Raw genomic sequence first — 24,356 nt, 5'->3', positions numbered from 1 at the left:
GCCCGCCCGCGCGCACCCGCATTCCGTCCCGTCCCCTCCGTCGAGTGGTCACTTGTGCCGCGAATGGTCACGTACCGGTGACCATTCAGCGCTCAGACGACCACTCGACGGGGGCGTCTCTAGTCTGCGGACGTGCCGACCGTCGTCCTGCTCGTGCTCGCCGCGGTGGCGGCGCTGGTCGACTGGTGGGCGGTGGCCCGGCAGTGGGTGCGCACGCGGTACCTGTCCAAACCGGCCGTGCTGGCCCTGCTGGTGGCGGCGGCCTGCGTCGCGGACCTGGGCGACGCGAAGGCGTGGGTGGTCGCCGCGCTGGCGCTGGGCCTGCTCGGCGACGTCGCCCTGCTGGCGCCCGCGGGTCCCGTCGACGCGCCGCCCGGGACCGCTTTCCTGGCGGGGCTGGGCGCGTTCCTGCTGGGTCACGTCGCCTGGATCCTGGCGTTCCTGACACGCGACTCGCACGGAGTGGCGTTTGTTGCCGGGCTGGTGGCGGCGCTGGCCGTCGGGGCGTTCGCGCTCGGCCCGGTACTGGCGTCGGCGCGGCGCAGCGCCGGGCTGCCGTTCGCGGCGATCGTGGCCGGGTACGCCGTCGTCCTGGTCGTGGCGGCGGCGTTCGCCGTCGGTACCGGCCGGGAGGCGACCACGGTCGGCGGGCTGCTGTTCCTGCTGTCCGACGCGACGCTGGCCCGCGAGCGCTTCGTGCGTCCCGTCCGCGGCGGGCCGGTGTCCGTCATCGTCAGCTATCACCTGGCCCAGGCGTTGATGCTCATCGGCCTCGTGCACGCGTTCTGAGCCGGCCGACCCGGCCCCTCTACGCTGCGATCATGCCCCGCCGTCCCACGCGCAGTGTTCCCGTCGTCGTCGTCCCCGGCTGGAACGGGTCAGGCCCCGGGCACTGGCAGACGTGGCTCGAGGAGGAGCTCGCGCAGGCCGGCCGCGAGACGCGACGTCCGGCCTTCGTCGACGTCGACCACCCCGACCTCGACGAGTGGCTCGGGGCGTTGCGCGCGTCGCTGGCCGGTCTGCCCGACGACGGGTTCGACGTGGTCGCGCACTCCCTCGGTGCGGTGCTGTGGCTGCACCACGTGGGCGTCACGCACGGCGACCCGCGACCGGCGCGGGTGGCACTGGTGGCGCCGCCCTCACCGGCGACGGAGTACCCCGAGGTCGTCGCGTTCTTCCCGCCGCCGCTGGACGTCGACACGGTACGGCGCGGCGCCGACGGCACGGTCCTGATCGCGGGCAGCGACGACCAGTACCTGCCCGAGGGCATCGCCGAGGCCTACGGGCGGCCGTTGAAGATGGCGACCACGATCGTCGAGGGCGGTGGGCACCTGAACACCGAGTCCGGTTACGGCGCCTGGCCGGCCATGCTCGACTGGTGCGGCCGCGACAACCTCGCGTTCTTCTGAGCGTCGGCCGGCTCGGGTGACCAACCCGGCGGGGCGAACACGTAGCCCAGCCGTTCGCGCCAACTGCGCGCCGCCCGGACGTCGCGGGCGATGGCCCCGTACTCGTGGTACTGCAGGCGCAGCAGGTTGTGGCTGTCGATGTTCTTGGTGAGGCCGTAGCGGGGGCGGTGCGTCTCCTCGGCGTAGGAGCGGAACAGGCGGTCCCAGAGGATGAGGATGCCGGCGTAGTTGCGGTCCAGGTACTCCGGGTCGCTGCCGTGGTGCACGCGGTGGTGCGAGGGCGTGTTGAACACGAATTCGACCGGCGCCCACATGCGGTCGATGCGCTCGGTGTGCACGAAGAACTGGAAGACCAGGTTCACCGAGAACGACGTGAAGATCAGCCACGGCGGCACGCCGAGCAGGGGCAGCGGGACCCACACGATCAGCTCCCACCACGGGTTCCACTTCTGCCGCACGGCGGTGGACAGGTTGAACCGTTGGCTGTTGTGGTGGGCCTGGTGCGCGGCCCAGAGCAGGCGCACCCGGTGCGCGCTGCGGTGTTCGAGGTAGAAGAGCAGGTCGACGCCGATGATCACCGCGAGCCAGGTGAACCACCGGTCGGTGGGCAGCCGCAGCGGCGTCACCGCGTAGAGCGCTGCGTAGCCGAGCAGTGCCACCAGCCGCGCCGCGCCGTTGACCACCAGCGAACCGACGCCCATTGCGATGTTGGGGCGCGTGTCGCGCAGGTCGTAGGCGCCCGCCCCGCGTTCGTCCTCGTCCAGGAACCGCAGGGCGAGGAACTCCAGTGCCATGAACAGCGCGAACACCGGGATGGCCGCCACCACCGGGTCGCGCAACGTCTCCGAGAACGACATGCCCGATCCCTCCTTCGCGAACTGACCTTAGAGTCACTTACCGTAGGGTAAGATCGGCGGCGTGTCCAGCGCCGTCATCGGGACGAAAGGCGTCCCGCGCCCCGAGCGGGAGCAGCAGATCGTGGCCACGGCCGTCGGCGAGTTCGCGGCGAACGGCTACGCGCGGGCCTCGATGGTCGCCATCGCGCGGCAGGCCGGCATCTCCAAGCCCCTGATCTACCAGTACTTCGGCTCCAAGGACGGGCTGTACCTGGCCTGCCTGCACGACGTCGCCGGCTCGCTGCTCGCGCGCCTCGAGCAGGCCGAGCTCGACGTCGACGACACCGTGGCCTCGCGGATCCACCCGCTCCGCGCGATCTTCGAGGCGCTGGAGCCGCAGCGGGATGCCTGGCGGCTGCTGTTCGACACCTCCGTCCCGGTGGAAGGCCCGATCGGCGCCGCTGCGGCCGACTACCAGCGCCGGCTCGGCAGCCTGGCGGCCAGCGGGTCCGAGCGCTTCCTCGCCGCCCGCGGTACGCACAGTGCGGCCGACGCATCGGCGCTCACCGCGGTGTGGATGGGGTTGGTGTCGTCCGTGGTCACCTGGTGGCTGGAGCACCCGGACGAGTCGGCGGTCGCCATGACGGCCCGCTGCGAACGTCTGCTGTCCGCCGTCCTCAGCTGACCCCGTCCTCAGCCGACCCCGTCCTCAGCTGACCCCGTCCCGGCGGGCCATCGTCTGTCGGGCGCGTGCGGCCAGCTCGTCGTCAGGCGGGTAGCCGACCTCGACGAGCGTGAGCCCGTGCGCGGCCGCGACCCGGATGTCGTCCGAGCGGCGGTCCAGGGTCAGCAGCGACGCCGGCCAGTCCGGCACGCGCCGCCCCTCCCCTACGCCGATGAGCGCGCCGATCAGCGACCGCACCATCGAGTGGCAGAACGCGTCGGCGACCACCGTGCAGGTGAGCTCGTCGCCCGCGCGCACCACGGTCAGCTGCTGCAGGCTGCGGATGGTGGTGGCACCGTCACGACGCCGGCAGAAGGCGGCGAAGTCGTGCAGCCCGATGAGCCCGGCCGCGGCCTGCGCCATGCCCTGATCGTCGAGTCGCCGCGGCCAGGCCAGCACGAACCCGCGCCGCAGCGGGTCAGGGCCCGCTGTCGCGTCGGTGATCCGGTAGACGTAGCGCCGCCACAGCGCCGCGAACCGGGCGTCGAACTCGGCAGGGACGGCCCGCACGGCCCGTACCCGGACGTCGGGCGGCAGGACGCCGGCCAGGCGCCGCAGCAGCAGGTCGCGGCCATCTGCCCAGACGGATCGCGGGAGGTCGAGGTGCGCGACCTGGCCGGTGGCGTGCACCCCGGTGTCGGTGCGACCGGCGACCCGCAGTGGCGCGGCCGGCAGCCGGAGCACGGTCGTCAGCGCGTCCTCGAGCACGGCCTGCACGGTGCGTCGCCCGGGTTGCCTGGCCCAGCCGGAGAACTGCGTGCCGTCGTAGGAAATGTCGAGGCGGACCCGCTGCTGCGGGTCCGCCTCGATCGTGCTGTCGTGCAGGGTTCGCTACTTCTCGTCCTGGGGTGCGTCCGAACCGGGAGCCGGAGCCTCCTGGGCACCGGGCTCGGGCTCGTCCCCGCCCAGGGCCGTGTCGCTCGCGGCGTCGGCGTCCTCGGCGTCGTCCTCGCCCAGACCCAGCGCGGCCAGGCCCTCCTCGGCGTCCGAGCCGTCGTCGTCGACGACGTCGGCGCTGGCGGTGTTGTCATTCGGCGCGTTGGTGGCGGTGGCGTCCGAGACGACTCCCGCCGCCGTCGCGGACTCGCCCGCGGCGTCCTCGGCGATCTCCTTCGTACGACCGGTCGGCGCCTTCTTGGCCGCCGTGCGCGTACCGCGCGCCCGCTCGGCCTCGGCCACGACCGTCTTCAGCTCTCCGCAGAGCTCGATGACGGCCATCGGAGCGTTGTCGCCCTTGCGCGGGTTGGTCTTGATGATCCGCGTGTAACCACCTGGACGCGACGCCATCGCCGGGCCGATCTCGGCGAACAACTTGTGCACGACGTCCTTGTCGCGAATGACGGTCATGACCTGACGACGCGCGTGCAGGTCACCCCGCTTGGCGAACGTGATGAGGCGCTCGGCCAGCGGACGCAGCCGCTTGGCCTTGGCCTCGGTAGTGGTGATGCGATCGTGCTCGAACAGCGAGGTCGCAAGGTTCGCCAGCATCAGCCGCTCGTGCGCAGGGCTGCCGCCGAAGCGGGTCCCCTTGGTGGGCGTAGGCATGAGGTGCTCCTAGACGGGCTCGGCTGGAACCGGCGACGGGGACCCGGGGTCCCCGCGGGAATCGTGCAGCGCCAGCCGGGCGATTTCGTGGGGTGATTAAAGCTGCTCGGTCTCGGCGTAGTCGGTGTCGTCGGTGAAGTCGTCCTCGCCGTAGGACTCGACCGACGTCGGCAGCGCGAATCCGGGCGGGCTGTCCTTGAGGGCCAGACCCAGACCGGCGAGCTTGACCTTGACCTCGTCGATCGACTTCGAACCGAAGTTGCGGATGTCGAGCAGGTCGGCCTCGCTGCGGCCGACGAGCTCGCCGACGGTGTGGATGCCCTCGCGCTTGAGGCAGTTGTACGAGCGCACCGTGAGGTCGAGGTCCTCGATCGGCATCGAGAACGCGGCGATGTCGGCGACCTCGGCCGGCGACGGGCCGACGTCGATGCCCTCGGCCTCGACGTTGAGCTCCTTGAACAGCCCGAACAGCTCGACCAGCGTGTGACCGGCCGACGCGACGGCGTCGCGCGGGGCCATCGAGGACTTGGTCTCGACGTCGACCACGAGACGGTCGAAGTCGGTGCGCTGCTCGACGCGGGTGGCCTCGACGTTGTAGGTCACCTTGAGCACCGGCGAGTAGATCGAGTCGACCGGGATGCGGCCGATCTCCTGGCCGGGCTGCTTGTTCTGCACGGCGGTGACGTAGCCGCGGCCACGCTCGACGACCAGCTCGATCTCGAGCCGGCCCTTCTTGTTGATGGTCGCGACGTGCAGGTCGGGGTTGTGGATCTCGACCCCGGCGGGCGGCGCGATGTCGGCGGCGGTGACCTCGCCGGGGCCCTGCTTGCGCAGGTACATGACGACGGGCTCGTCGCTCTCGGAGCTGACGACCAGTTCCTTGAGGTTCAGGATGATGTCGGTGACGTCTTCCTTGACGCCCTCGACGGTCGTGAACTCGTGCAGCACGCCGTCGATGCGGATGCTGGTGACGGCGGCGCCGGGGATGGACGACAGCAGGGTCCGGCGCAGCGAGTTGCCGAGTGTGTAGCCGAAGCCGGGCTCGAGCGGCTCGATGACGAAGCGCGACCGGTTGTCGGCGATCGGCTCCTCGGCCAGCGATGGGCGCTGAGAGATCAGCACAGGGAACTCCTTGTGGGTCGTGGGCGACCGCTATATGACGCCCGACGTGTGGATATTCAGTTGTGACTGCGGGAGTTGTCCGCGCCCGGACGAGTGAAGACGCGACCGGGCGCGGACAACTCCGAGCAGGTGGTGCTACTTGGAGTACAGCTCGACGATCAGCTGTTCCTGGACCGGGATGTCGATCTGGGCGCGCTCGGGCAGCTGGTGCACGAGGACGCGCAGGCGGTTCGGCACGACCTGCAACCAGGCCGGGACGGGCCGCTCGCCGAAGGTCTCCTTGGCGATGATGAACGGCGTGGTCTCCAGCGACTTCGGCTTCACGTCGATGATGTCGTACGGCGAGACGCGGAAGCTGGGGATGTCGACCTTGGAACCGTTCACCAGGAAGTGGCCATGGCTGACCATCTGCCGGGCCTGGCGCCGGGTGCGGGCGATGCCGGCCCGGTAGATGACGTTGTCCAGGCGGGACTCGAGGATCTGCAGCAGGTTGTCACCGGTCTTGCCCTGGCGACGCACCGCCTCGCCGTAGTAGCCGCGGAACTGCTTCTCGAGCACCCCGTAGCTGTACTTCGCCTTCTGCTTCTCCTGGAGCTGCAGCAGGTACTCGCTCTGCTTGATGCGCGAGCGACCGTGCTGGCCGGGCGGGTAGGGACGACGCTCGAAGGAGGCGTCGCCGCCCACGAGGTCGACGTTGAGCCGGCGCGAGATCCGCGTTGCCGGGCCGGTGTAGCGAGCCATCAGACCCTCCGTCGCTTGGGCGGGCGGCAGCCGTTGTGCGGCTGCGGCGTCACGTCGGAAATGGTGCCGACCTCGAGGCCGGTCGCCTGCAGGGAGCGGATCGCGGTCTCGCGACCGGAGCCCGGGCCCTTGACGAAGACGTCGACCTTCTTGAGTCCGTGCTCCTGCGCCTTGCGGGCGGCGCTCTCGGCGGCCATCTGCGCGGCGAAGGGGGTGGACTTGCGCGAGCCCTTGAAGCCGACGTGCCCGGCGGAGGCCCAGCTGACGACGTTGCCCTGCGGGTCGGTGATCGACACGATCGTGTTGTTGAAGGTGCTCTTGATGTGCGCCTGGCCGAAGGTGATGTTCTTCTTCTCCTTGCGGCGGACCTTCTTGGCGCCGGCCTTGCGTGCCTGACCGGGCATTACTTCTTACCTGCCTTCTTCTTGCCCGCGATGGTCTTCTTCGGCCCCTTGCGGGTGCGGGCGTTGGTCTTGGTGCGCTGGCCGTGGACGGGCAGCCCGCGGCGGTGGCGGATGCCCTCGTAGCAACCGATCTCGACCTTGCGGCGGATGTCGGCCGCGACCTCGCGGCGCAGGTCACCCTCGACGCGGTAGTTGCCGTCGATGTGGTCGCGCAGCTTGACGAGGTCGTCGTCGCTGAGGTCGCGGGCGCGCAGGTCCGGGCTGATGCCGGTGGCCTCGAGGGTCTGCTTCGCGCGGGTGCGGCCCATGCCGTAGATGTAGGTGAGCGCGATCTCCATCCGCTTCTCGCGGGGGAGGTCTACGCCGGATAGACGTGCCATACGGGCGGTTCTCCTGTGTTCTCGTGTCGAAGGTTTCGGTGCGCACCCGTTCCCTTATCACCCCGCCCGGGGTGGGGCTCCGGCCTTCGTCCGGAGGTGGCCCGCGATCAGCGGATCGCGGGTGGCGTGCGCATGCTGGATGGCTCTGCGACGAGCCGGAGCTGGATCAGCCCTGGCGCTGCTTGTGACGCAGGTTGTCGCAGATGACCATGACCCGACCGTGGCGACGGATGACCTTGCACTTGTCGCAGATCGGCTTGACGCTCGGCTTGACCTTCACGGCCGTGCCCTTCTGTGGTGTTCCGGTGCGGTGTGGCTCCTTGGTGCGAGAGCCGGTGGTGCGGGGGACCTACTTGTAGCGGTAGACGATGCGCCCACGGGTGAGGTCGTAGGGCGAGAGCTCCACCACCACGCGGTCCTCGGGCAGGATGCGGATGTAGTGCTGCCGCATCTTGCCGCTGATGTGGGCCAGGACCCGGTGCCCGTTGCTCAGTTCCACCCGGAACATCGCGTTCGGCAGCGGCTCGACCACCCGGCCTTCGACCTCGATGGCGCCGTCTTTCTTTGCCATGTCCTCCGCTTTTCAGTGCTTGCTCGTGGTTCTCGGTGCTGTACGTGGATCTCGGTGCTCGTTCCCGCGGCGACCCGCTGGGGACGCATCGGTACAGGACGCCGTCGTGAGGGATGCTCCGCCCGTCGGTCCGCGGCCACAGCGGACGTGCAGGGGCGACGTGCGCCAACAGACAACTGTACCTGTGTCGCTGCCGGGATCCAAAAACGGCGTGGTGTAGCGGTCAGGCCGCCGCGGCGGACAGCTCCACGCCGCGGAGGGCCAGCTCGGAACGCCCGCCGTCGGGGGCGGTGAGCACCCACGGGCCGTCGTCGAGCAGGGCGACCGTGTGCTCCCAGTGCGCCGCCCACGAGCCGTCGGTGGTCACCACCGTCCAGCCGTCGTCGAGCTCCCGGGTGGCCCGCGAGCCCAGGGTGACCATCGGCTCGATGGCGACCGCCATCCCGGGGACCAGCCGGGGGCCCTTGCCGGCCTTGCCGTAGTTCAGGATGTGCGGGGCCATGTGCATCTCGGTGCCGATGCCGTGCCCGCCGTACCCGGCCACGATGCCGTAGCGGCCGGCCGCGCGGACCGAGGACTCGACGGCGTGGGAGATGTCGGTGAGCCGGCCGCCGTCCCGCACGGCGGCGATGCCGTCCCACATCGAGGCCTCGCAGACCCGGGACAGCTCGGCGACGTCGGGGGCCACCTCGCCGATGGCGACGGAGACGGCGGAGTCGCCGTGCCACCCCTCGACGATGGCTCCGAAGTCGATGGAGAGCAGGTCGCCCTCGGCCAGCTTCTCGGTCGCCGACGGGATGCCGTGCACGATGCGGTCGTTGACGGAGGCGCAGATGACGGCCGGGAACCCGTGGTAGTTCAGGAACGAGGGGGTGGCGCCGGCGTCGCGCAGCACGTCGCGGGCGATCGCGTCGAGGTCGAGCGTGGATACCCCGGGGGCGGCGGCCTCGCGCATGGCGCCCAGCGCGCGGGCCACCACGAGCCCGGCCTCGCGCATGAGCGCGATCTGCTCCGGGGACTTCAGCTGGATCCGTTCCGGCATGGTGCGCATGGTCAGTCCTGGTGCGGGGTGAGAACGGTGATGGCGCGCTCGGTGACGTCCTCGACGGCGCCCAGGGCGTCGATGGACACGAGCTTGTCGCGCTCGCGGTAGAAGTCGATGAGCGGGGCGGTCTGGGCTGCGTAGACCTCCAGGCGGTGCCGGACGGTGTCCGGGTGGTCGTCGTCGCGCTGGTAGAGGTCGCCGCCGCACCGGTCGCAGATGCCGGGCGTGGCGGGCGGGTCGTACTCGAGGTGCCACACGTGGCCGCACTTCTTGCAGGTGCGCCGGCCCGAGAGCCGCTTCACGACCTCGTCGTGCTCGACCTCGAGATCCAGGACGACCGAGAGCGGGGCACCGATCTCGTCGAGCATGTCGTCCAGCTCCCCGGCCTGGGAGACGTTGCGCGGGAACCCGTCGAGCAGGAACCCGTCGGCGGCGTCGGGCTGGGCCAGACGGTCGCGCACCATGGCGTTGGTGACCTCGTCGGGGACGAGGTCGCCCGCGTCCATGTACTTCTTGGCCAGCCGGCCGAGGTCGGTGCCGCCCGAGACGTTCGCACGGAAGATGTCGCCGGTCGAGACCTTCGGGATGCCGAAGTGCTCGGCGATGAACTCGGCCTGCGTGCCCTTGCCCGCACCCGGCGGCCCCACGAGGACCAATCTCATGTGGCTCGCCTCCTTCTCCAGTACGGCTGGACGCCGGATCCGCTGCGGTGCACCCGTGGGCCTAGCGCAGGAAGCCCTCGTAGTTGCGCTGCATCAGCTGGCTCTCGATCTGCTTCACGGTGTCGAGCCCGACGCCGACCATGATCAGCACCGCCGTGCCGCCGAACGGGAAGTTCTGGTTGTTGCCGCTGGTGAGGCTGAAGAAGAAGTTCGGCAGCACCGCCACGATGCCCAGGTAGACCGAACCCGGCAGCGTGATGCGCGACAGCACGAACTGCAGGTACTCGGCTGTCGGCCGGCCGGGACGGATGCCGGGGATGAACCCGCCGTATTTCTTCATGTCGTCGGCGCGCTCGACCGGGTCGAAGGTGATGCCGACGTAGAAGTAGGCGAAGAAGATGATCAGCAGGAAGTAGATCGACAGGTAGACCGCTGACTGCTGGTTGATCAGGTACTGGTTGACGAAGCGCTGGAACGAACTGGTGCCCGCGTTGTTACCGGTGAGCTGGCTGATCAGCTGCGGGATGTAGAGCAACGACGACGCGAAGATGACCGGGATGACGCCGGCCTGGTTGACCTTCAGTGGCAGGTAGGTCGACGTCCCGCCGTACTGCCGGCGCCCGATCATGCGTTTGGCGTACTGGACGGGGATGCGCCGTTGCGCCTGCTCGACGAACACGACCGCCACGATGATGGCCAGGCCCAAAAGCACGATCAGGGTGAACACGAAGCCACCCGCGTTCTGCAGGATGACGTGGCCCTCGCTGGGGATGCGGGCAGCGATGGAGGTGAACATCAGCACGCTCATGCCGTTGCCGACGCCGCGGTCGGTGATGAGCTCGCCGAGCCACATGATGACGCCGGTGCCGGCGGTCATGCAGATGACCATCGTGCCGAGGGTCCGGATGTCCTGGTGGTACAGGATCGACTGGCAAGACGCCGACGAGCCCTGGAACAGCTGACCCGAACGGGCGAGCGCGATGAACCCGGTCGACTGCAGGATGGCCAGCCCGATGGTGAGGTAGCGGCTGTACTGGGTCAGCTTCTGCTGGCCCGACTGCCCTTCCTTCTTCAGTTGCTCGAACCGTGGGATGACCACGACCAGCAGCTGGATGATGATGCTGGCCGTGATGTAGGGCAGGATGCCCAGCGCGAAGACCGAGAGGCGCAGCAGCGCCCCGCCGCTGAACAGGTTGATCAGCGAATAGACGTTCTTGCTGCCCTGCGACGCGCCGGCCAGGCAGTCGTTGATCGACCCGATGTCGGCGTTGGGCGTCGGGACCGACGCACCCAGCCGGTACAGGGCGATGATGGCAAGCGTGAAGAGCAGCTTCTTTCGCAGGTCGGGCGTCCGAAACGCCGATGCGAACGCCCTGAGCACGTGGCCTCCTGCTGCCGTCTGACAATGACTGACTCGCTACTGACACGGTCTGCGATGGGTGGGACGCGAGCGCCAGGTGCGGCGCATCGGCTCACTCTATGCATCCGCGCACCGGGCGCGCGACGCGGCCCGAGGGGCGAGGCCCCCGAGGCCGCGCACGAACGGCCCGATGCGCGGGTTGCTACTACTGCTACTACAGCGTCGTGGCCGATCCACCGGCGGCGGTGATCTTGTCCCGCGCGCTGTCGGAGAAGGCGTCGGCGGTCACGTCCAGCTTGACGGCGAGCTCACCGTTGCCCAGGACCTTGACCGGCTCGCCCGCGCGGACGGCGCCGGCCTGAACCAGTTCGGCGACACCGACGGTGCCCCCGTCCGGGAACAGGGTGGCGAGCGCCGCCAGGTTGACGACCTGGAAGGTCACCTTGTTGCGGTTGGTGAAGCCCTTGAGCTTGGGCAGCCGCATGTGCAGCGGCATCTGCCCGCCCTCGAAGCCCGCGGGAACCTGGTAGCGGGCGCCGGTGCCCTTCGTACCGCGACCGGCGGTCTTGCCGCGCTTGCCACCCTCGCCGCGACCCACCCGGATCTTCTTGGCGTGCGAGCCCGGCGCGGGCTTGAGGTGGTGAACCTTGAGCGTCATATCAGTCGACCTCTTCCACCGTGACGAGGTGGGTCACGGTCTTGACCATGCCACGGATCTCCGGGCGGTCTTCCTTGACGACGGTGTCGTGCATCCGCTTGAGCCCCAGCGAACGGAGCGTCTCGCGCTGGTTCTGCTTGTAGCCGATGCCCGACTTGGTCTGGGTGATCTTGAGGGCCATGGCGATCAGGCCCCTTGCCCGGCACGGGCGCGCAGCATGCCGGCCGGCGCGACGTCCTCGAGCGGCAGGCCGCGGCGGGCCGCGACCTCCTCGGGACGGACGAGGGCCTGCAGCGCCGCGACGGTCGCGTGCACGATGTTGATCGGGTTGTCCGAGCCCAGCGACTTCGACAGCACGTCATGGACGCCGGCGCACTCGAGCACGGCGCGCACCGGGCCACCGGCGATGACGCCGGTACCGGGGCTGGCCGGCTTCAGCAGCACGACACCGGCCGCCTTCTCGCCCTGCACCGGGTGCGGGATCGTGGCCTGGATCAGCGGCACCTTGAAGAAGTTCTTCTTGGCCTCCTCGACGCCCTTGGCGATCGCGGCCGGAACCTCCTTCGCCTTGCCGTAGCCGACGCCGACCGTGCCCGCACCGTCGCCGACGATGACCAGCGCGGTGAAGCTGAAGCGCCGGCCACCCTTGACGACCTTGGCGACGCGGTTGATGGTCACGACGCGCTCGAGCATGGTGCTCTTCTCGGCGCCCTGGCCCCGCCCGCCGTCGCGGCGGTCACGGCCTCCGCGGTTGTCGCCGCGGCCACCGTCGCGGCCGCCGCCCTGCTCGTTGCCGCCCGTGCGGGCGCCCCGCTGCGGTCCAGGCATCAGAAACTTCCTTCGGTTGCGTGAGTCAAAGCTGTGTCAGTCATGGTGGTCCGTTGGGGTCCCCGTCGCATCGTGGAGCGAAGCGGAGCGATGTGGTGGGGCATTCAGAACTCCAGTCCGGCTTCGCGCGCCGCCGTGGCGAACGCCGCGACCCGGCCGGTGTAGGTGTTGCCACCCCGGTCGAACACGACCCGGGTGACCCCGGCCGCCTTGGCTGCCTCGGCCAGTTGCGCGCCGAGCGCTGTGGCCTGCGCGGTCTTGTCGCCGTCGGTCGCGCTGGAAAACTTGAAGGTCGACGCCGAGGCGAGCGTCTTGCCCTGCGAGTCGTCGACGACCTGCACGAACAGGTGCCGCGAGCTGCGGGTGACGACCAGGCGCGGCCGCTCCGTGGTTCCGGCCACCTTCTTGCGCAGCCGGAAGTGCCGCCGCGCCTTGGACGTGCGGCGCGCGGCCGACACGCCGGCGGAGCGGCGAGCCTGCTTGGCGATGGTGGATGCGCCCATTACTTCTTCCCTGCCTTACCGGCCTTGCGCCGAATGATTTCGCCGGCGTACCGGACGCCCTTGCCCTTGTACGGGTCGGGCTTGCGCAGCTTGCGGATCTTGGCGGCGACCTCGCCGACCTGCTGCTTGTCGATGCCCTCGACCGAGAACCGGGTCGGGTTCTCGACGCGGAACGTGATGCCCTCGGGCGCCTTGATCGGCACCGGGTGCGAGAAGCCGAGTGCGAACTCCAGGTCGGTCCCGCGGGCGGTGACGCGGTAACCGGTGCCGACGATCTCGAGACGCTTGACGTAGCCGTCCGTCACGCCGACCACCATGTTGGCGATCAGCGTGCGGGACAGGCCGTGCAGCGCCTTGGACTCGCGCTCGTCGTCGGGGCGCGAGACGGCGATGGCGCCCTCCTCGGTGGCCACCGTGATGGGCTCGGCGACCTGGTGGGACAGCGTGCCCTTGGGGCCCTTGACCGTGACGGTGCGACCGTCGATGGCGACGTCGACGCCCGAGGGAACGGGAACGGGGATCTTGCCGATGCGGCTCATGGCGCGTCCTCCTACCAGACGTAGGCGAGGACTTCCCCGCCTACTCCACGCTTGGCGGCCTGACGGTCGGTGAGCAGACCGTTCGAGGTCGAGATGATCGCGGTGCCCAGGCCGCCGAGGACGCGCGGCAGTCCGGTCGACTTCGCGTAGACCCGCAGGCCGGGCTTGGACACACGGCGGACGCCGGCGATGCTGCGCTCGCGGTTGGGGCCGTACTTGAGCTCGAGGGTCAGCACGCGGCCGACCTGGCCCTCCGGGGCGTCGGCGATCTTGAAGCCGGCGATGTAGCCCTCCTGCTTCAGGATCTCGGCGATGTGGCCCTTGAGCTTGGAGTGCGGCATCACCACGGTGTCGTGGAACGCGGTGTTCGCGTTACGTACACGCGTGAGCATGTCCGCGATGGGGTCTGTCATGGTCATGAGGATCTTCTTTCTCGCGGCGGTTCCCGACAGGGCCTGCCGTGAAGAGTTGGAGTTTCTGGGTGCTTACCAGGAGGACTTGGTGACGCCGGGCAGTTCGCCCGCATGCGCCATCTCGCGGAAGCAGATCCGGCACAGGCCGAACTTGCGGTACACGGCCTGTGAACGGCCGCAGCGCTGGCAGCGGGTGTAGCCGCGCACCTTGAACTTCGGCTTGCCGGCGGCCTTCTCGCGCAGGGCTGTCTTTGCCATCAGTTGTTCTCCCTAAAGGGGAAGCCCAGGGCGCGCAGCAGCGCTCGGCCTTCCTCGTCGTTCCCGGCCGTCGTGACCAGCGTGATGTCCATGCCGCGCGGGCGGTCGATCGAGTCGGGGTCGATCTCCTGGAACATCGACTGCTCGGTGAGCCCGAAGGTGTAGTTGCCGTTGCCGTCGAACTGGCGGTCCGACAGTCCGCGGAAGTCGCGGATGCGGGGCAGAGCCAGCGAGAGCAACCGGTCCAGGAACTCCCACATCCGGTCGCCGCGCAGCGTGACCTTCGCGCCGATCGGCATGCCCTCGCGCAGCTTGAACTGGGCGATGGACTTGGTCGCGCGCTGCACCAGCGGCTTCTGGCCCGTGATGAGGGTCAGGTCGCGGACCGCGCCGTCCATGAGCTTGCTGTCCTTGGCCGCCTGGCCGACGCCCATGTTGACGACGATCTTGGTGAGGCCGGGGACCTGCATCGGGTTGCCGAAGGAGAACTGCTCGGTCAGTGCCGGCGCGATCTCCTCGCGGTAACGCGCCTTGAGCCGCGGGATCGACGTTGCGGCGGTCTCGGTGCTGGCGCTCATCACAGGTCCTTTCCGGATCGGCGCGAGACGCGCACGTTCTTGCCCTCGTCGTCGCGGCGGTAGCCGATGCGGGTCGCGGTGCCCTCACCGTCGATCACCATGACGTTGCTGGCGCTGATCGAGGCCTCGATGTGCTCGATGCCGCCGGTCTTGGCACCGCGGTTGCTGGCCGAGACGGCCGTGTGCTTCGTGACGCGGTTGACGCCCTCGACGACGACGCGATTGGTCTCGGGGTTGGCCGCGATGACCTTGCCCTTGACGCCGCGGTCCTTGCCGGCGATGACGACGACCTCGTCGCCCTTCTTGACCTTCATGGTTACAGCACCTCGGGTGCGAGAGAGATGATCTTCATGAACCGCTTGTCACGCAGCTCGCGGCCCACCGGGCCGAAGATGCGCGTGCCACGGGGCTCGCCGTCGGCCTTGATCAGGACGGCCGCGTTCTCGTCGAAGCGGATGTAGCTGCCGTCCGGACGCCGGCGCTCCTTGACGGTGCGCACGATGACGGCCTTGACGACGTCACCCTTCTTCACACCCGCGGCCGGGATCGCGTCCTTGACGGTGGCGACGATGACGTCGCCGATGCCGGCGTACCGGCGCCCGGAGCCGCCCATCACCCGGATGCAAAGGATTTCCTTCGCTCCGGTGTTGTCGGCGACTCGAAGTCGCGACTCCTGCTGAATCACTGCTTACTCCTGAACGTGGTGGCCTGTGCCGACCGCGCGGTCCTGACGGATCTCACGTCGGCGTGGTTCCTGGTGGTACTCGGGTGGTACGGGACTACTTGGCCTGCTCGAGGACCTCGACCACGCGCCAGCGCTTGGTGGCCGACAGCGGGCGGGTCTCCATGATGAGGACGCGGTCGCCCACGCCCACCTCGTTGGACTCGTCGTGCACCTTGAGCTTGGTCGTGCGACGGATGACCTTGCCGTACAACGGGTGCTTGACGCGGTCCTCGACCTCGACGACGACAGTCTTGGTCATCTTGTCGCTGACCACGAGGCCCTCGCGCACCTTGCGGTGCGAGGTGCGGGCGGCCGTCTCGGTCGCGGTGTCGGTTGTCTCGCTCATGCCTTCACGCCTTCGCTGGCTGTCTCGTCGTCGGCGGACACACCGGCGGCGACGTCATCGGGGGCGACGGACAGACCGAGCTCACGCTCGTGCAGGATCGTGTAGATCCGCGCGATGTCGTGCTTCACGGTGCGCAGTCGCCGGTTGTTGTCGAGCTGGCCGGTGGCCATCTGGAAGCGCAGGTTGAACAGCTCTTCCTTGGACTCACGCAGGCGCGTTCCGAGCTCGTCGTCGTGCAGCTCGCGAAGCTCGGCGGTGTTGGTGGCCATCAGAGATCACTCGCTTCCCGGGTGACGATGCGGCACTTCATCGGCAGCTTGTGGATGGCGCGGGTGAGGGCCTCACGAGCGACCTTCTCGTTCGGGAACGAGAGCTCGAACAGCACCCGGCCGGGCTTGACGTTGGCGATCCACCACTCCGGCGAGCCCTTACCGGAACCCATGCGGGTCTCGGCGGGCTTCTTGGTCAGCGGACGGTCCGGGTAGATGTTGATCCAGACCTTGCCGCCACGGCGGATGTGCCGGTTGATCGCGATACGCGCGGACTCGATCTGCCGGTTCGTGACGTACGCCGGCTCGAGAGCCTGCACGCCGTACTCGCCGAACGCCACCTGGGTGCCGCCGGAGGCCATGCCCCGGCGGGTCGGGTGGTGCTGCTTGCGGTGCTTGACTCTGCGTGGGATGAGCATGGGTCAGCTCTCCTCGCTCGGGGCGGTGGCCCCGGCGGTGTTGTCGGACTCGGTGGTGGCGGTGTCCGGCTGCGGCGCCGAACCCTGGATGCCCTCGGCGCCGGCGTTGTCGGCAGCCTCGGTCGCGGCCTCCACGGCCTCGCCGGCCGGAGCCTCGACCGCGGCGACGGCCTCGGCCTGGGCCTCGACCGACTCGGCGGCGACCTGGCCGCTGACCGAGCCGCCCTCGGTGCTCTCCACGGACTGCTGGACTTCGGTGTTCGCCGGTTCGGCGTCGGCCGCCGGGGTGGCCTCGGCCGGCCCCTGGCCCGACGCGGCGCGACCGGCGTCGGTGCTGACCCCGGTGGTGCCCTGCGAACCGGAGCGGCGCGGGCGGGAACCCGCGGCCGGACGGTCACGGCGCTGGCGCAGGGCCTCGGCGGCCGCGGCGGCCTCGCGCTCGGCGCGCGAACCGGTCGGGACCTCGCCCTTGTACAGCCACACCTTGACGCCGATGCGGCCGAAGGTCGTCTTGGCCTCGTAGAAGCCGTAGTCGATGTTCGCGCGCAGGGTGTGCAGCGGCACGCGACCCTCGCGGTAGAACTCCGAGCGGGACATCTCGGCACCGCCCAGGCGGCCCGCACACTGCACGCGGATGCCCTTGACGCCCGGGCTCTTGAGCGCGGACTGCATGCTCTTGCGCATCGCGCGGCGGAAGCTGACGCGGTTGGACAGCTGCTCGGCGACACCCTGCGCGACCAGCTGCGCGTCACCCTCGGGGTTCTTGACCTCGAGGATGTTCAGCTGGACCTGCTTACCGGTGAGCTTCTCGAGCTCGCCGCGGATGCGATCGGCTTCGGCGCCGCGGCGACCGATGACGATGCCCGGACGCGCGGTGTGGATGTCCACCCGCACGCGGTCGCGGGTGCGCTCGATCTCGACCTTCGCGATGCCTGCGCGCTCCATGCCCTTGGACATGAGCCGTCGGATCGCGACGTCCTCTTTGACGTACTCGCCGTACTGCTTGTCAGCGAACCAGCGGCTCTTCCAGTCGGTGCTGATGCCGAGACGGAAGCCGTTCGGGTTTACCTTCTGACCCATCAGGCCCTCCGTCCCTTGCTGCTCTGGGTGCTGCGTGTGCTCTGCAGGTCGATGCTCTCGACCTCGATGGTGATGTGGCTGGTGCGCTTGCGGATGCGGTACGCCCGGCCCTGCGCCCGTGGCCGGAACCGCTTCATCGTCGGGCCCTCGTCCACGTAGGCACGGGAGACGACCAGCGACTGCGGGTCGAGCTGGAAGTTGTGCTCGGCGTTGGCGATGGCGCTGGCCAGCACCTTGCCGACCGGCTCGCTGGCGGCCTGCGGGGCGAACTTCAGCACCGACAGGGCCTCCTGCGCGGGCAGGTCGCGGATGAGGGCGATGACGCGCCGCGCCTTCATCGGCGACACGCGAACGTGCGACGCCTTCGCGAAGGCGGTGCGCACCTCTTCTGGAGAACTCATGACAGCCCCGCTCAACCTCTCCGCGCCCGGCGGTCGTCCCTGATGTGGCCCCTGAACGTCCGCGTCGGCGCGAACTCGCCCAGCTTGTGGCCGACCATGCCCTCGGTGACGAACACCGGGACGTGCTTGCGGCCATCGTGCACGGCGATCGTGTGCCCGAGCATGTCGGGGATGATCGTCGAGCGGCGCGACCAGGTCTTGATCACGTTCTTGCTGTTCTTGTCGTTCGCCGTGTCCACCTTCTTGAGCAGGTGGTCGTCGACGAACGGGCCCTTCTTCAGGCTGCGTGGCATGTCAGATTCCTCAACGCTTCTTGTTCGTACGGCGACGGCGGACGATCATCTGATCGCTCTCCTTGCGGCGGCGGGTGCGCCCCTCGGGCTTGCCGTTCGGGTTCACCGGGTGACGTCCACCGGACGTCTTGCCCTCGCCACCACCGTGCGGGTGGTCGACCGGGTTCATCGCGACACCGCGGACGGTAGGGCGCTTGCCCTTCCAGCGCATGCGGCCGGCCTTGCCCCAGTTGATGTTGCTCTGCTCGGCGTTGCCGACCTCGCCGACCGTGGCGCGGCAGCGGACGTCGACGTTGCGGATCTCGCCGGAGGGCATCCGCAACTGGGCGTAGGCGCCCTCCTTGGCGACGAGCTGGACGCTCGCGCCTGCGGAGCGGGCGATCTTCGCGCCGCCGCCGGGCCGCAGCTCGATGGCGTGGACCACGGTGCCGACCGGGACGTTGCGCAGCGGGAGCGAGTTGCCGGGCTTGATGTCGGCGCTGGGGCCGTTCTCGATCCGGTCACCCTGCTTGAGCAGCCGCGGCGCGAGGATGTAGCGCTTCTCGCCGTCGGCGTAGTGCAGCAGCGCGATGCGCGCGGTGCGGTTCGGGTCGTACTCGATGTGCGCGACCTTGGCCGGCACGCCGTCCTTGTCGTGGCGACGGAAGTCGATCACCCGGTAGGCGCGCTTGTGCCCACCGCCCTGGTGCCGGGTCGTGATCTTGCCCGAGCTGTTGCGACCGCCCTTGTTGTGCAGCGGCTTGACCAGCGACTTCTCCGGGTGGTCACGGGTGACCTCGGCGAAGTCGGCGACGGACGAGCCACGTCGGCCCGGGGTCGTCGGCTTGTATTTACGAATAGCCATGATCAGCCAATCTGTCCGAACACGTCGATGCGGTCGCCGGCGCGCAGGGTCACGATGGCGCGCTTGACGCTCTTGCGCTGGCCGTACCCGAAGCGGGTGCGCTTGCGCTTGCCCTGCCGGTTGAGGGTGTTCACGTCGGTGACCTTGACCGCGAACACCTTCTCGACGGCGATCTTGATCTGCGTCTTGTTGGCGAGCGGGTGGACGTCGAAGGTGTACTTGTTCTCGTCCAGCAGGCCGTAGCTCTTCTCCGAGATGACAGGAGCGAGCAGGACGTCACGAGGATCGTCGAACATCAGACGGTCTCCTTTTCTGCGGTAGCAGAAGCGGCGGAATCCGCAGTCTCGGTCTCGGTGGAGCTGGCCGCGCCCTTGGCCGAGCGACCCTTGGCGGGGCCGGCCAGGAACACGTCCAGCGCGCCGCGGGTGAAGACCACGTCGTCGCTGATGAGCACGTCGTAGGTGTTCAGCTGGCCGGGCTCGATCAGGTGCACCGACTCGACGTTGCGCAGGCTCGACCACGTGACGCCGTCGCCGCGCTCGGCGACCACGAGGACGTGGCGCTTGCCGCTGACCTTGGCCAGCGTCGCCGAGGCGTCCTTGGTCGAGGGCACCTCACCCGTGACGAGCGAGGAGACCACGAAGACGCAGTCGTTGCGGGCCCGGTCGGACAGCGCGCCGCGCAGGGCGCCGGCCTTCATCTTCTTGGGGGTGCGCTGCACGTAGCTGCGCGGCTGCGGGCCGTGCACGGTGCCACCGCCGGCGAACTGCGGGGCACGGGTCGAACCCTGACGGGCCCGGCCGGTGCCCTTCTGCCGGTACGGCTTCTTGCCACCGCCGCGGACCTCGCCGCGGGTCTTGGTGGCGTGCGTGCCCTGGCGTGCGGCCGCGAGCTGCGCGACGACGACCTGGTGGATGAGCGGGATGTTCGGCTCGACGTCGAAGATCTCGGCGGGCAGGTCGACGGTGTCGCTCGACTCGCTGTCGGAGCCCGGGTTCTGGACGGTGAGGGTGAGGGTCATGTCGTCACAGGCCCTTCTCGATCGGGGCGACGTCGCCGGACTTGTTGGCCGAGCGGACGAAGACCAGCCCGCCGTTGGGGCCGGGGATGGCGCCCTTGATGAGCAGCAGGCCCTTCTCGGCGTCGACCTTGTGGATGACCAGGCCGGTGGTGGTGGACTTGACGTGGCCCATCCGGCCGGCCATGCGCAGGCCCTTGAACACGCGGCCCGGCGTGGCGCAGGCGCCGATCGAGCCGGGCTTGCGGTGGTTGCGGTGGGCACCGTGCGAGGACGACACACCGTGGAAGCCGTGTCGCTTCATGACGCCGGCGGTGCCCTTGCCCTTGGTGGTGCCGCTGACGTCGACGCGCGCACCGTCGGCGAACACGTCGGCGGTGATCTCCGCGCCGAGGGTGTAGTCGGCGATGGTGTCGGTCCGCAGCTCGACGAGGTGCCGGCGCGGGGTCACGTCGGCGGCCTTGAAGTGCCCGGCGACCGGCTTGGTGACCTTGCGCGGGTCGATCTGCCCGTAGGCGAGCTGGACGGCGGTGTAGCCGTCCAACTCGAGTGTCCTGATCTGGGTGACCACGCACGGCCCGGCCTTCACGACGGTCACCGGAACGATCCGGTTGTTCTCGTCGAAGACCTGGGTCATGCCGAGCTTCTCGCCCAGGATCCCTGTCTTGTCGTTAGCCATTGGTGTCAGATCTCCGCGTTACTGGATGTTGACGTCGACGCTCGCCGGCAGGTCGATGCGCATGAGCGCGTCGACCGTCTTCGGCGTCGGGTCGAGGATGTCGATGAGTCGCTTGTGGGTGCGCATCTCGAAGTGCTCGCGGCTGTCCTTGTACTTGTGCGGCGAACGGATGACGCAGTAGATGTTCTTCTCGGTCGGCAGCGGCACCGGACCGACGACGCGCGCACCCGTACGGGTCACGGTCTCGACGATCTTGCGTGCACTGGCGTCGATGGCCTCGTGGTCGTAGGCCTTGAGCCGAATGCGGATCTTCTGTCCCGCCATGGTGGCTGACTCACCTTCACTGTTCTCGGGTGTTGCAGGTACGAGCCCGCTCGTCCGGTGGGACGAAGGGCAACTGGGCCGCACAGCTGGGGTGAACCGGTCGGGGTCCACCCCAGCTGGGCGGATCAGGTGGTGCTATTCGACGATCTTGGTGACGCGGCCCGCACCGACGGTGCGGCCACCCTCGCGAATGGCGAAGCGCAGGCCGTCCTCCATGGCGATCGGCTGGATGAGCTCGACCGACATCTCGGTGTTGTCGCCCGGCATGACCATCTCGGTGCCCTCGGGGAGGGTCACGACGCCGGTCACGTCCGTGGTGCGGAAGTAGAACTGCGGGCGGTAGTTGTTGAAGAACGGCGTGTGCCGGCCACCCTCGTCCTTGGACAGGATGTAGACGTTCGCCTCGAACTTGGTGTGCGGGGTGGTCGTGCCCGGCTTGATGATGACCTGGCCGCGCTCGACGTCCTCACGCTTGATGCCGCGCAGGAGCAGACCGACGTTCTCGCCCGCCTGGCCCTCGTCGAGCAGCTTGCGGAACATCTCGATGCCGGTGACGGTGGTCGTCTGCTTGTCCGGGTGGATGCCGACGATGTCGACGGTCTCGTTCACCTTGAGCACACCGCGCTCGATGCGGCCGGTGACCACGGTGCCGCGGCCGGTGATCGTGAAGACGTCCTCGATGGGCATGAGGAACGGCTTCTCGGTCTCGCGCTCGGGCTGCGGGATGGCCTCGTCGACGGCGGTCATGAGCTCCAGGACCGACTCGCCCCACTTCTCGTCGCCCTCGAGGGCCTTGAGCGCGGAGACCTTGACGATCGGCGCGTCGTCGCCCGGGAACTCGTACTGGGTCAGCAGCTCGCGGACCTCGAGCTCGACGAGCTCCATGATCTCCTCGTCGTCGACCATGTCGGCCTTGTTCAGCGCCACCACGATGTAGGGGACGCCGACCTGGCGGGCGAGCAGCACGTGCTCCTTGGTCTGCGGCATCGGGCCGTCGGTGGCGGCGACCACGAGGATCGCACCGTCCATCTGGGCCGCGCCGGTGATCATGTTCTTGATGTAGTCGGCGTGCCCGGGGCAGTCGACGTGCGCGTAGTGGCGCTGCTCGGTCTGGTACTCGATGTGCGCGATCGAGATCGTGATACCGCGCTGCCGCTCCTCGGGCGCCTTGTCGATCATGTCGAACGCCTCGGTGCTGGGGTTCAGCGTCGGGTACTTGTCGTGCAGCACGCGGGAGATGGCAGCCGTCAGCGTCGTCTTGCCATGGTCGATGTGACCGATGGTGCCGATGTTGACGTGCGGCTTCGTCCGCTCGAACTTGGCCTTCGCCACGGTGGATCCCTAACCCTTCGGTTGTCTGCCGGTCTGCTCTACGGAAGGTCCGTCTGCCGGCTGGTTTGACTGTTGTTGTTGAAGTTTCGGTGGGTGTTACTCGCCGGTCGCCTTGGCGACGATCTCCTTCGCCACGTTGGCCGGCACCTCGGCGTAGCTGTCGAACTGCATCGAGTAGCTGGCGCGACCCTGGGTCTTGGACCGCAGGTCGCCGACGTAGCCGAACATCTCCGACAGCGGGACGAGCGCCTTGACGACGCGCGCTCCGCCACGCTCCTCCATGGCCTGGATCTGGCCACGGCGGGAGTTGATGTCGCCGATGACGTCGCCCATGTTGTCCTCGGGCGTGGTGACCTCGACGGCCATCATCGGCTCGAGCAGCACCGGCTGCGCCTTCTTGGCGGCGGCCTTGAAGACCATCGAGCCGGCGATCTTGAACGCCATCTCGGAGGAGTCGACCTCGTGGTAGGCGCCGTCGAGCAGGCTGAACTTCACGCCCACCATCGGGAACCCGGCCAGGACGCCGTACTGCATGGCCTCCTGCGCACCCGCGTCCACCGAGGGGATGAACTCCTTGGGGATGCGGCCACCGGTGACCTTGTTCTCGAACTCGTACGCCGGGCCGTCCGGGGTCATCTCCAGCGGCGCGAGCGCCACCTGGACCTTGGCGAACTGGCCCGAACCACCGGTCTGCTTCTTGTAGGTGAGGTCCTCGCGCTCGACCGTGCGCTTGATGGTCTCGCGGTAGGCCACCTGCGGCTTGCCGACGTTGGCCTCGACCTCGAACTCGCGCTTCATGCGGTCGACGAGGATCTCGAGGTGCAGCTCACCCATGCCGGAGATGACCGTCTGACCGGTCTCCTCGTCGTTGGCGACGCGGAAGGTCGGGTCCTCCTCGGCGAGCTTCTGGATGGCCTCGCCGAGCTTGACCTGGTCGGCCTTGGTCTTCGGCTCGATGGCGACGTCGATGACCGGGGCCGGGAACGTCATGGACTCCAGGACGATCGGCTTGCCCGGGTCGGACAGGGTGTCGCCGGTGGTGGTCTGCTTGAGCCCACCGATGGCGATGATGTCGCCGGCGCCCGCGCGAGCGAGCTCCTCACGCTTGTTCGCGTGCATCTGGTAGATCTTGCCGACCCGCTCCTTGCGGTCCTTGGTGGAGTTCAGGACCTGCGCGCCGTTCTCGAGCACGCCGGAGTAGAGCCGGACGAAGGTCAGCTTGCCGAGGAACTTGTCCGTGGCGATCTTGAACGCCAGGCCGGCCAGCGGCTCGGACTCGTCGGCGCTGCGGTCGGCCTCGGTCTCGCCGTCCTGCAGGGTGCCCTTGACCCCGCCCACGTCGAGCGGCGAGGGCAGGTAGTCGACGACCGCGTCGAGCAGGGGCTGCACGCCCTTGTTCTTGAACGCGGTGCCGGTCAGGACCGGGTTGACGAGGTCGGCCAGCGTCGCCTTGCGGATGGCGGCCTTGAGCGTCGGGACGTCGATGTCCTCGCCCTCGAGGAACTTCTCGGCGATGTCGTCGTCGACGTCGGCGAGCTGCTCGAGCAGCTTCTCGCGGTACTCGGCGGCCTGGTCGGCGAGCTCGGCGGGGATCTCCTCGATGGAGTAGTCCTCTCCCATCTTGGTCTCGCCGCGCCAGGTCAGGGCCTTCATCTGCACGAGGTCGACGACGCCGATGAAGTCGGCCTCGTTGCCGATCGGCAGCTGCAGCACGAGCGCGTTGCTGTTGAGGCGGTCGCGCATCATGTCGACGCAGCGGAAGAAGTCGGCGCCGGTGCGGTCGAGCTTGTTGACGAAGCACATGCGCGGAACGCTGTACTTGTCGGCCTGCCGCCACACGGTCTCGGTCTGCGGCTCGACACCGGCGACACCGTCGTAGACGGCGACGGCACCGTCGAGGACGCGCAGCGAGCGCTCGACCTCGACCGTGAAGTCGACGTGCCCGGGGGTGTCGATGATCTGGATGGTGTGACCCTTCCAGGTGCACTTGGTCGCGGCGGACGTGATCGTGATGCCGCGCTCCTGCTCCTGCTCCATCCAGTCCATCGTGG

37 protein-coding genes and 1 pseudogene are annotated in these 24,356 nt (G+C 68.9%); 3 read left to right on the top strand and 35 right to left on the bottom strand.

The genetic code is table 11. The features are described from left to right. The first annotated feature begins 132 nt into the window (after positions 1 to 132). Positions 133 to 789, top strand: coding sequence for a lysoplasmalogenase family protein (locus tag ACFFCA_RS16325; protein WP_375486675.1), 657 nt, complete (start codon positions 133 to 135; stop codon positions 787 to 789). A 32-nt stretch (positions 790 to 821) separates the two neighbouring features. Further along, positions 822 to 1,409 (top strand): RBBP9/YdeN family alpha/beta hydrolase, encoded by a 588-nt coding sequence (locus ACFFCA_RS16320; protein ID WP_375486673.1) that lies wholly within the window; start codon positions 822 to 824, stop codon positions 1,407 to 1,409. Here ACFFCA_RS16320 and ACFFCA_RS16315 read toward each other — a convergent pair. Then, positions 1,349 to 2,266 (bottom strand): sterol desaturase family protein, encoded by a 918-nt coding sequence (locus tag ACFFCA_RS16315; protein WP_375486671.1) that lies wholly within the window; start codon positions 2,264 to 2,266, stop codon positions 1,349 to 1,351. The genes ACFFCA_RS16320 and ACFFCA_RS16315 overlap by 61 nt on opposite strands. 61 nt (positions 2,267 to 2,327) lie before the next feature. Here ACFFCA_RS16315 and ACFFCA_RS16310 point away from each other — a divergent pair, with 61 nt between their 5' ends. Next, positions 2,328 to 2,930: a TetR/AcrR family transcriptional regulator gene (locus ACFFCA_RS16310; protein ID WP_375486669.1), complete on the top strand. Its 603-nt coding sequence runs from the start codon at positions 2,328 to 2,330 to the stop codon at positions 2,928 to 2,930. 24 nt (positions 2,931 to 2,954) lie between these two features. Here the strand turns inward: ACFFCA_RS16310 and truA are convergent, their stop codons facing one another. The 34 genes and pseudogenes from truA to fusA all read right to left on the bottom strand — a co-directional run. Next, positions 2,955 to 3,779, bottom strand: coding sequence for a tRNA pseudouridine(38-40) synthase TruA (truA, locus tag ACFFCA_RS16305; RefSeq protein WP_375486690.1), 825 nt, complete (start codon positions 3,777 to 3,779; stop codon positions 2,955 to 2,957). 21 nt (positions 3,780 to 3,800) lie between these two features. Continuing rightward, the gene (gene rplQ, locus ACFFCA_RS16300; protein WP_375486667.1) at positions 3,801 to 4,514 is read right to left on the bottom strand and encodes a 50S ribosomal protein L17; all 714 of its coding nucleotides are present in this window, start codon (positions 4,512 to 4,514) and stop codon (positions 3,801 to 3,803) included. A 96-nt stretch (positions 4,515 to 4,610) separates the two neighbouring features. Beyond that, entirely contained in the window at positions 4,611 to 5,636 is a 1,026-nt protein-coding gene (locus ACFFCA_RS16295; RefSeq protein ID WP_375486665.1) for a DNA-directed RNA polymerase subunit alpha, read from the bottom strand. A 135-nt stretch (positions 5,637 to 5,771) separates the two neighbouring features. Beyond that, a complete protein-coding gene (gene rpsD, locus ACFFCA_RS16290) occupies positions 5,772 to 6,377 on the bottom strand; it encodes a 30S ribosomal protein S4 (RefSeq protein WP_375486664.1) in 606 nt (201 codons plus the stop codon). Continuing rightward, positions 6,377 to 6,781 carry a 30S ribosomal protein S11 gene (rpsK, locus tag ACFFCA_RS16285; RefSeq protein ID WP_375486662.1) on the bottom strand — a complete coding sequence of 135 codons (405 nt, stop codon included), beginning with the start codon at positions 6,779 to 6,781 and terminating at the stop codon, positions 6,377 to 6,379. Before rpsK ends, rpsD begins: the two co-directional genes overlap by 1 nt. Next, a complete protein-coding gene (rpsM, locus tag ACFFCA_RS16280; RefSeq protein WP_375486661.1) occupies positions 6,781 to 7,161 on the bottom strand; it encodes a 30S ribosomal protein S13 in 381 nt (126 codons plus the stop codon). Before rpsM ends, rpsK begins: the two co-directional genes overlap by 1 nt. A 166-nt stretch (positions 7,162 to 7,327) precedes the next feature. After that, positions 7,328 to 7,441: a 50S ribosomal protein L36 gene (gene rpmJ / locus ACFFCA_RS16275; protein ID WP_119951654.1), complete on the bottom strand. Its 114-nt coding sequence runs from the start codon at positions 7,439 to 7,441 to the stop codon at positions 7,328 to 7,330. 69 nt (positions 7,442 to 7,510) lie between these two features. Beyond that, complete coding sequence (gene infA, locus ACFFCA_RS16270) at positions 7,511 to 7,732, bottom strand: translation initiation factor IF-1 (RefSeq protein WP_375486659.1); 222 nt, start codon at positions 7,730 to 7,732, stop codon at positions 7,511 to 7,513. Between the two features lie 223 nt (positions 7,733 to 7,955). Then, on the bottom strand, positions 7,956 to 8,783 hold the full coding sequence (map, locus tag ACFFCA_RS16265) for a type I methionyl aminopeptidase (RefSeq protein WP_375486657.1): 828 nt from the start codon (positions 8,781 to 8,783) through the stop codon (positions 7,956 to 7,958). A 2-nt stretch (positions 8,784 to 8,785) separates the two neighbouring features. Next, positions 8,786 to 9,439, bottom strand: coding sequence for an adenylate kinase (locus ACFFCA_RS16260; protein WP_375486655.1), 654 nt, complete (start codon positions 9,437 to 9,439; stop codon positions 8,786 to 8,788). A 61-nt stretch (positions 9,440 to 9,500) separates the two neighbouring features. Further along, the gene (gene secY / locus ACFFCA_RS16255; RefSeq protein ID WP_375486653.1) at positions 9,501 to 10,820 is read right to left on the bottom strand and encodes a preprotein translocase subunit SecY; all 1,320 of its coding nucleotides are present in this window, start codon (positions 10,818 to 10,820) and stop codon (positions 9,501 to 9,503) included. A 193-nt stretch (positions 10,821 to 11,013) separates the two neighbouring features. After that, positions 11,014 to 11,457 (bottom strand): 50S ribosomal protein L15, encoded by a 444-nt coding sequence (gene rplO, locus ACFFCA_RS16250; RefSeq protein ID WP_375486651.1) that lies wholly within the window; start codon positions 11,455 to 11,457, stop codon positions 11,014 to 11,016. Position 11,458: 1 nt separating this feature from the next. After that, a complete protein-coding gene (gene rpmD, locus ACFFCA_RS16245) occupies positions 11,459 to 11,638 on the bottom strand; it encodes a 50S ribosomal protein L30 (protein WP_375486649.1) in 180 nt (59 codons plus the stop codon). Positions 11,639 to 11,643: 5 nt separating this feature from the next. Beyond that, positions 11,644 to 12,285, bottom strand: coding sequence for a 30S ribosomal protein S5 (gene rpsE / locus ACFFCA_RS16240; protein ID WP_375486647.1), 642 nt, complete (start codon positions 12,283 to 12,285; stop codon positions 11,644 to 11,646). Between the two features lie 104 nt (positions 12,286 to 12,389). Beyond that, on the bottom strand, positions 12,390 to 12,788 hold the full coding sequence (rplR, locus tag ACFFCA_RS16235; protein WP_375486645.1) for a 50S ribosomal protein L18: 399 nt from the start codon (positions 12,786 to 12,788) through the stop codon (positions 12,390 to 12,392). Then, a complete protein-coding gene (rplF, locus tag ACFFCA_RS16230; RefSeq protein WP_375486643.1) occupies positions 12,788 to 13,327 on the bottom strand; it encodes a 50S ribosomal protein L6 in 540 nt (179 codons plus the stop codon). The genes rplR and rplF overlap by 1 nt, the downstream gene beginning before the upstream one ends. An 11-nt stretch (positions 13,328 to 13,338) precedes the next feature. Further along, entirely contained in the window at positions 13,339 to 13,746 is a 408-nt protein-coding gene (gene rpsH / locus ACFFCA_RS16225; RefSeq protein WP_375486641.1) for a 30S ribosomal protein S8, read from the bottom strand. A gap of 66 nt (positions 13,747 to 13,812) precedes the next feature. Beyond that, positions 13,813 to 13,998 (bottom strand): type Z 30S ribosomal protein S14, encoded by a 186-nt coding sequence (locus ACFFCA_RS16220; RefSeq protein WP_375486639.1) that lies wholly within the window; start codon positions 13,996 to 13,998, stop codon positions 13,813 to 13,815. Next, positions 13,998 to 14,576 (bottom strand): 50S ribosomal protein L5, encoded by a 579-nt coding sequence (rplE, locus tag ACFFCA_RS16215; protein ID WP_375486637.1) that lies wholly within the window; start codon positions 14,574 to 14,576, stop codon positions 13,998 to 14,000. The genes ACFFCA_RS16220 and rplE overlap by 1 nt, the downstream gene beginning before the upstream one ends. Beyond that, positions 14,576 to 14,890, bottom strand: coding sequence for a 50S ribosomal protein L24 (gene rplX, locus ACFFCA_RS16210; RefSeq protein ID WP_375486635.1), 315 nt, complete (start codon positions 14,888 to 14,890; stop codon positions 14,576 to 14,578). The genes rplE and rplX overlap by 1 nt, the downstream gene beginning before the upstream one ends. Positions 14,891 to 14,892: 2 nt before the next feature. Then, the gene (rplN, locus tag ACFFCA_RS16205) at positions 14,893 to 15,261 is read right to left on the bottom strand and encodes a 50S ribosomal protein L14 (RefSeq protein WP_375486633.1); all 369 of its coding nucleotides are present in this window, start codon (positions 15,259 to 15,261) and stop codon (positions 14,893 to 14,895) included. 94 nt (positions 15,262 to 15,355) lie between these two features. Next, complete coding sequence (gene rpsQ, locus ACFFCA_RS16200) at positions 15,356 to 15,646, bottom strand: 30S ribosomal protein S17 (protein WP_375486631.1); 291 nt, start codon at positions 15,644 to 15,646, stop codon at positions 15,356 to 15,358. Continuing rightward, on the bottom strand, positions 15,643 to 15,915 hold the full coding sequence (gene rpmC / locus ACFFCA_RS16195) for a 50S ribosomal protein L29 (RefSeq protein ID WP_375486629.1): 273 nt from the start codon (positions 15,913 to 15,915) through the stop codon (positions 15,643 to 15,645). Before rpmC ends, rpsQ begins: the two co-directional genes overlap by 4 nt. Then, positions 15,915 to 16,334, bottom strand: coding sequence for a 50S ribosomal protein L16 (rplP, locus tag ACFFCA_RS16190; RefSeq protein ID WP_375486627.1), 420 nt, complete (start codon positions 16,332 to 16,334; stop codon positions 15,915 to 15,917). The genes rpmC and rplP overlap by 1 nt, the downstream gene beginning before the upstream one ends. A 252-nt stretch (positions 16,335 to 16,586) precedes the next feature. After that, positions 16,587 to 17,414, bottom strand: a pseudogene (gene rpsC, locus ACFFCA_RS16185) (30S ribosomal protein S3); the annotation flags it as partial. Further along, entirely contained in the window at positions 17,414 to 17,815 is a 402-nt protein-coding gene (gene rplV, locus ACFFCA_RS16180) for a 50S ribosomal protein L22 (RefSeq protein WP_375486625.1), read from the bottom strand. The gene rplV and the pseudogene rpsC, both read right to left, overlap by 1 nt. A gap of 11 nt (positions 17,816 to 17,826) precedes the next feature. After that, the gene (rpsS, locus tag ACFFCA_RS16175) at positions 17,827 to 18,108 is read right to left on the bottom strand and encodes a 30S ribosomal protein S19 (protein WP_375486623.1); all 282 of its coding nucleotides are present in this window, start codon (positions 18,106 to 18,108) and stop codon (positions 17,827 to 17,829) included. A gap of 10 nt (positions 18,109 to 18,118) precedes the next feature. Beyond that, a complete protein-coding gene (gene rplB / locus ACFFCA_RS16170; RefSeq protein WP_375486621.1) occupies positions 18,119 to 18,952 on the bottom strand; it encodes a 50S ribosomal protein L2 in 834 nt (277 codons plus the stop codon). Positions 18,953 to 18,954: 2 nt separating this feature from the next. Then, entirely contained in the window at positions 18,955 to 19,248 is a 294-nt protein-coding gene (gene rplW / locus ACFFCA_RS16165) for a 50S ribosomal protein L23 (protein ID WP_375486619.1), read from the bottom strand. Beyond that, positions 19,248 to 19,973, bottom strand: a complete 726-nt coding sequence (gene rplD, locus ACFFCA_RS16160) for a 50S ribosomal protein L4 (protein ID WP_375486617.1) — start codon at positions 19,971 to 19,973, stop codon at positions 19,248 to 19,250. The genes rplW and rplD overlap by 1 nt, the downstream gene beginning before the upstream one ends. A gap of 4 nt (positions 19,974 to 19,977) precedes the next feature. After that, positions 19,978 to 20,649: a 50S ribosomal protein L3 gene (rplC, locus tag ACFFCA_RS16155; RefSeq protein ID WP_375486615.1), complete on the bottom strand. Its 672-nt coding sequence runs from the start codon at positions 20,647 to 20,649 to the stop codon at positions 19,978 to 19,980. A gap of 18 nt (positions 20,650 to 20,667) precedes the next feature. Beyond that, on the bottom strand, positions 20,668 to 20,973 hold the full coding sequence (rpsJ, locus tag ACFFCA_RS16150; RefSeq protein WP_040804197.1) for a 30S ribosomal protein S10: 306 nt from the start codon (positions 20,971 to 20,973) through the stop codon (positions 20,668 to 20,670). A 135-nt stretch (positions 20,974 to 21,108) separates the two neighbouring features. Continuing rightward, a complete protein-coding gene (gene tuf, locus ACFFCA_RS16145) occupies positions 21,109 to 22,305 on the bottom strand; it encodes an elongation factor Tu (protein ID WP_375486612.1) in 1,197 nt (398 codons plus the stop codon). 96 nt (positions 22,306 to 22,401) lie between these two features. Then, the coding region (gene fusA / locus ACFFCA_RS16140; protein WP_375486610.1) for an elongation factor G at positions 22,402 to 24,356 on the bottom strand (1,955 nt) is incomplete at its 5' end.

The sequence above is a fragment of the uncultured Jatrophihabitans sp. genome (genome assembly GCF_964252635.1).
Classification (GTDB): Bacteria; Actinomycetota; Actinomycetes; order Mycobacteriales; family Jatrophihabitantaceae; genus Jatrophihabitans.
The sequence above is the reverse complement of the archived record's forward strand: the minus strand, read 5'-3'. Positions and strand labels throughout refer to the sequence as shown.

What these genes read in the sequence shown, in the direction of transcription:
- ACFFCA_RS16320 (WP_375486673.1), top strand. Translation starts at nt 822, where the DNA reads ATGCCCCGCCGTCCCACGCGCAGTGTTCCCGTCGTCGTCGTCCCCGGC.
- ACFFCA_RS16315 (WP_375486671.1), bottom strand. Translation starts at nt 2,266, where the DNA reads ATGTCGTTCTCGGAGACGTTGCGCGACCCGGTGGTGGCGGCCATCCCG.
- rplQ (WP_375486667.1), bottom strand. Translation starts at nt 4,514, where the DNA reads ATGCCTACGCCCACCAAGGGGACCCGCTTCGGCGGCAGCCCTGCGCAC.
- rpsD (WP_375486664.1), bottom strand. Translation starts at nt 6,377, where the DNA reads ATGGCTCGCTACACCGGCCCGGCAACGCGGATCTCGCGCCGGCTCAAC.
- rpsK (WP_375486662.1), bottom strand. Translation starts at nt 6,781, where the DNA reads ATGCCCGGTCAGGCACGCAAGGCCGGCGCCAAGAAGGTCCGCCGCAAG.
- rpsM (WP_375486661.1), bottom strand. Translation starts at nt 7,161, where the DNA reads ATGGCACGTCTATCCGGCGTAGACCTCCCCCGCGAGAAGCGGATGGAG.
- infA (WP_375486659.1), bottom strand. Translation starts at nt 7,732, where the DNA reads ATGGCAAAGAAAGACGGCGCCATCGAGGTCGAAGGCCGGGTGGTCGAG.
- map (WP_375486657.1), bottom strand. Translation starts at nt 8,783, where the DNA reads ATGCGCACCATGCCGGAACGGATCCAGCTGAAGTCCCCGGAGCAGATC.
- ACFFCA_RS16260 (WP_375486655.1), bottom strand. Translation starts at nt 9,439, where the DNA reads ATGAGATTGGTCCTCGTGGGGCCGCCGGGTGCGGGCAAGGGCACGCAG.
- rplO (WP_375486651.1), bottom strand. Translation starts at nt 11,457, where the DNA reads ATGACGCTCAAGGTTCACCACCTCAAGCCCGCGCCGGGCTCGCACGCC.
- rpmD (WP_375486649.1), bottom strand. Translation starts at nt 11,638, where the DNA reads ATGGCCCTCAAGATCACCCAGACCAAGTCGGGCATCGGCTACAAGCAG.
- rpsE (WP_375486647.1), bottom strand. Translation starts at nt 12,285, where the DNA reads ATGCCTGGACCGCAGCGGGGCGCCCGCACGGGCGGCAACGAGCAGGGC.
- rplR (WP_375486645.1), bottom strand. Translation starts at nt 12,788, where the DNA reads ATGGGCGCATCCACCATCGCCAAGCAGGCTCGCCGCTCCGCCGGCGTG.
- rplF (WP_375486643.1), bottom strand. Translation starts at nt 13,327, where the DNA reads ATGAGCCGCATCGGCAAGATCCCCGTTCCCGTTCCCTCGGGCGTCGAC.
- rpsH (WP_375486641.1), bottom strand. Translation starts at nt 13,746, where the DNA reads ATGACCATGACAGACCCCATCGCGGACATGCTCACGCGTGTACGTAAC.
- ACFFCA_RS16220 (WP_375486639.1), bottom strand. Translation starts at nt 13,998, where the DNA reads ATGGCAAAGACAGCCCTGCGCGAGAAGGCCGCCGGCAAGCCGAAGTTC.
- rplE (WP_375486637.1), bottom strand. Translation starts at nt 14,576, where the DNA reads ATGAGCGCCAGCACCGAGACCGCCGCAACGTCGATCCCGCGGCTCAAG.
- rplX (WP_375486635.1), bottom strand. Translation starts at nt 14,890, where the DNA reads ATGAAGGTCAAGAAGGGCGACGAGGTCGTCGTCATCGCCGGCAAGGAC.
- rpsQ (WP_375486631.1), bottom strand. Translation starts at nt 15,646, where the DNA reads ATGAGCGAGACAACCGACACCGCGACCGAGACGGCCGCCCGCACCTCG.
- rpmC (WP_375486629.1), bottom strand. Translation starts at nt 15,915, where the DNA reads ATGGCCACCAACACCGCCGAGCTTCGCGAGCTGCACGACGACGAGCTC.
- rplP (WP_375486627.1), bottom strand. Translation starts at nt 16,334, where the DNA reads ATGCTCATCCCACGCAGAGTCAAGCACCGCAAGCAGCACCACCCGACC.
- rplV (WP_375486625.1), bottom strand. Translation starts at nt 17,815, where the DNA reads ATGAGTTCTCCAGAAGAGGTGCGCACCGCCTTCGCGAAGGCGTCGCAC.
- rpsS (WP_375486623.1), bottom strand. Translation starts at nt 18,108, where the DNA reads ATGCCACGCAGCCTGAAGAAGGGCCCGTTCGTCGACGACCACCTGCTC.
- rplB (WP_375486621.1), bottom strand. Translation starts at nt 18,952, where the DNA reads ATGGCTATTCGTAAATACAAGCCGACGACCCCGGGCCGACGTGGCTCG.
- rplW (WP_375486619.1), bottom strand. Translation starts at nt 19,248, where the DNA reads ATGTTCGACGATCCTCGTGACGTCCTGCTCGCTCCTGTCATCTCGGAG.
- rplD (WP_375486617.1), bottom strand. Translation starts at nt 19,973, where the DNA reads ATGACCCTCACCCTCACCGTCCAGAACCCGGGCTCCGACAGCGAGTCG.
- rplC (WP_375486615.1), bottom strand. Translation starts at nt 20,649, where the DNA reads ATGGCTAACGACAAGACAGGGATCCTGGGCGAGAAGCTCGGCATGACC.
- rpsJ (WP_040804197.1), bottom strand. Translation starts at nt 20,973, where the DNA reads ATGGCGGGACAGAAGATCCGCATTCGGCTCAAGGCCTACGACCACGAG.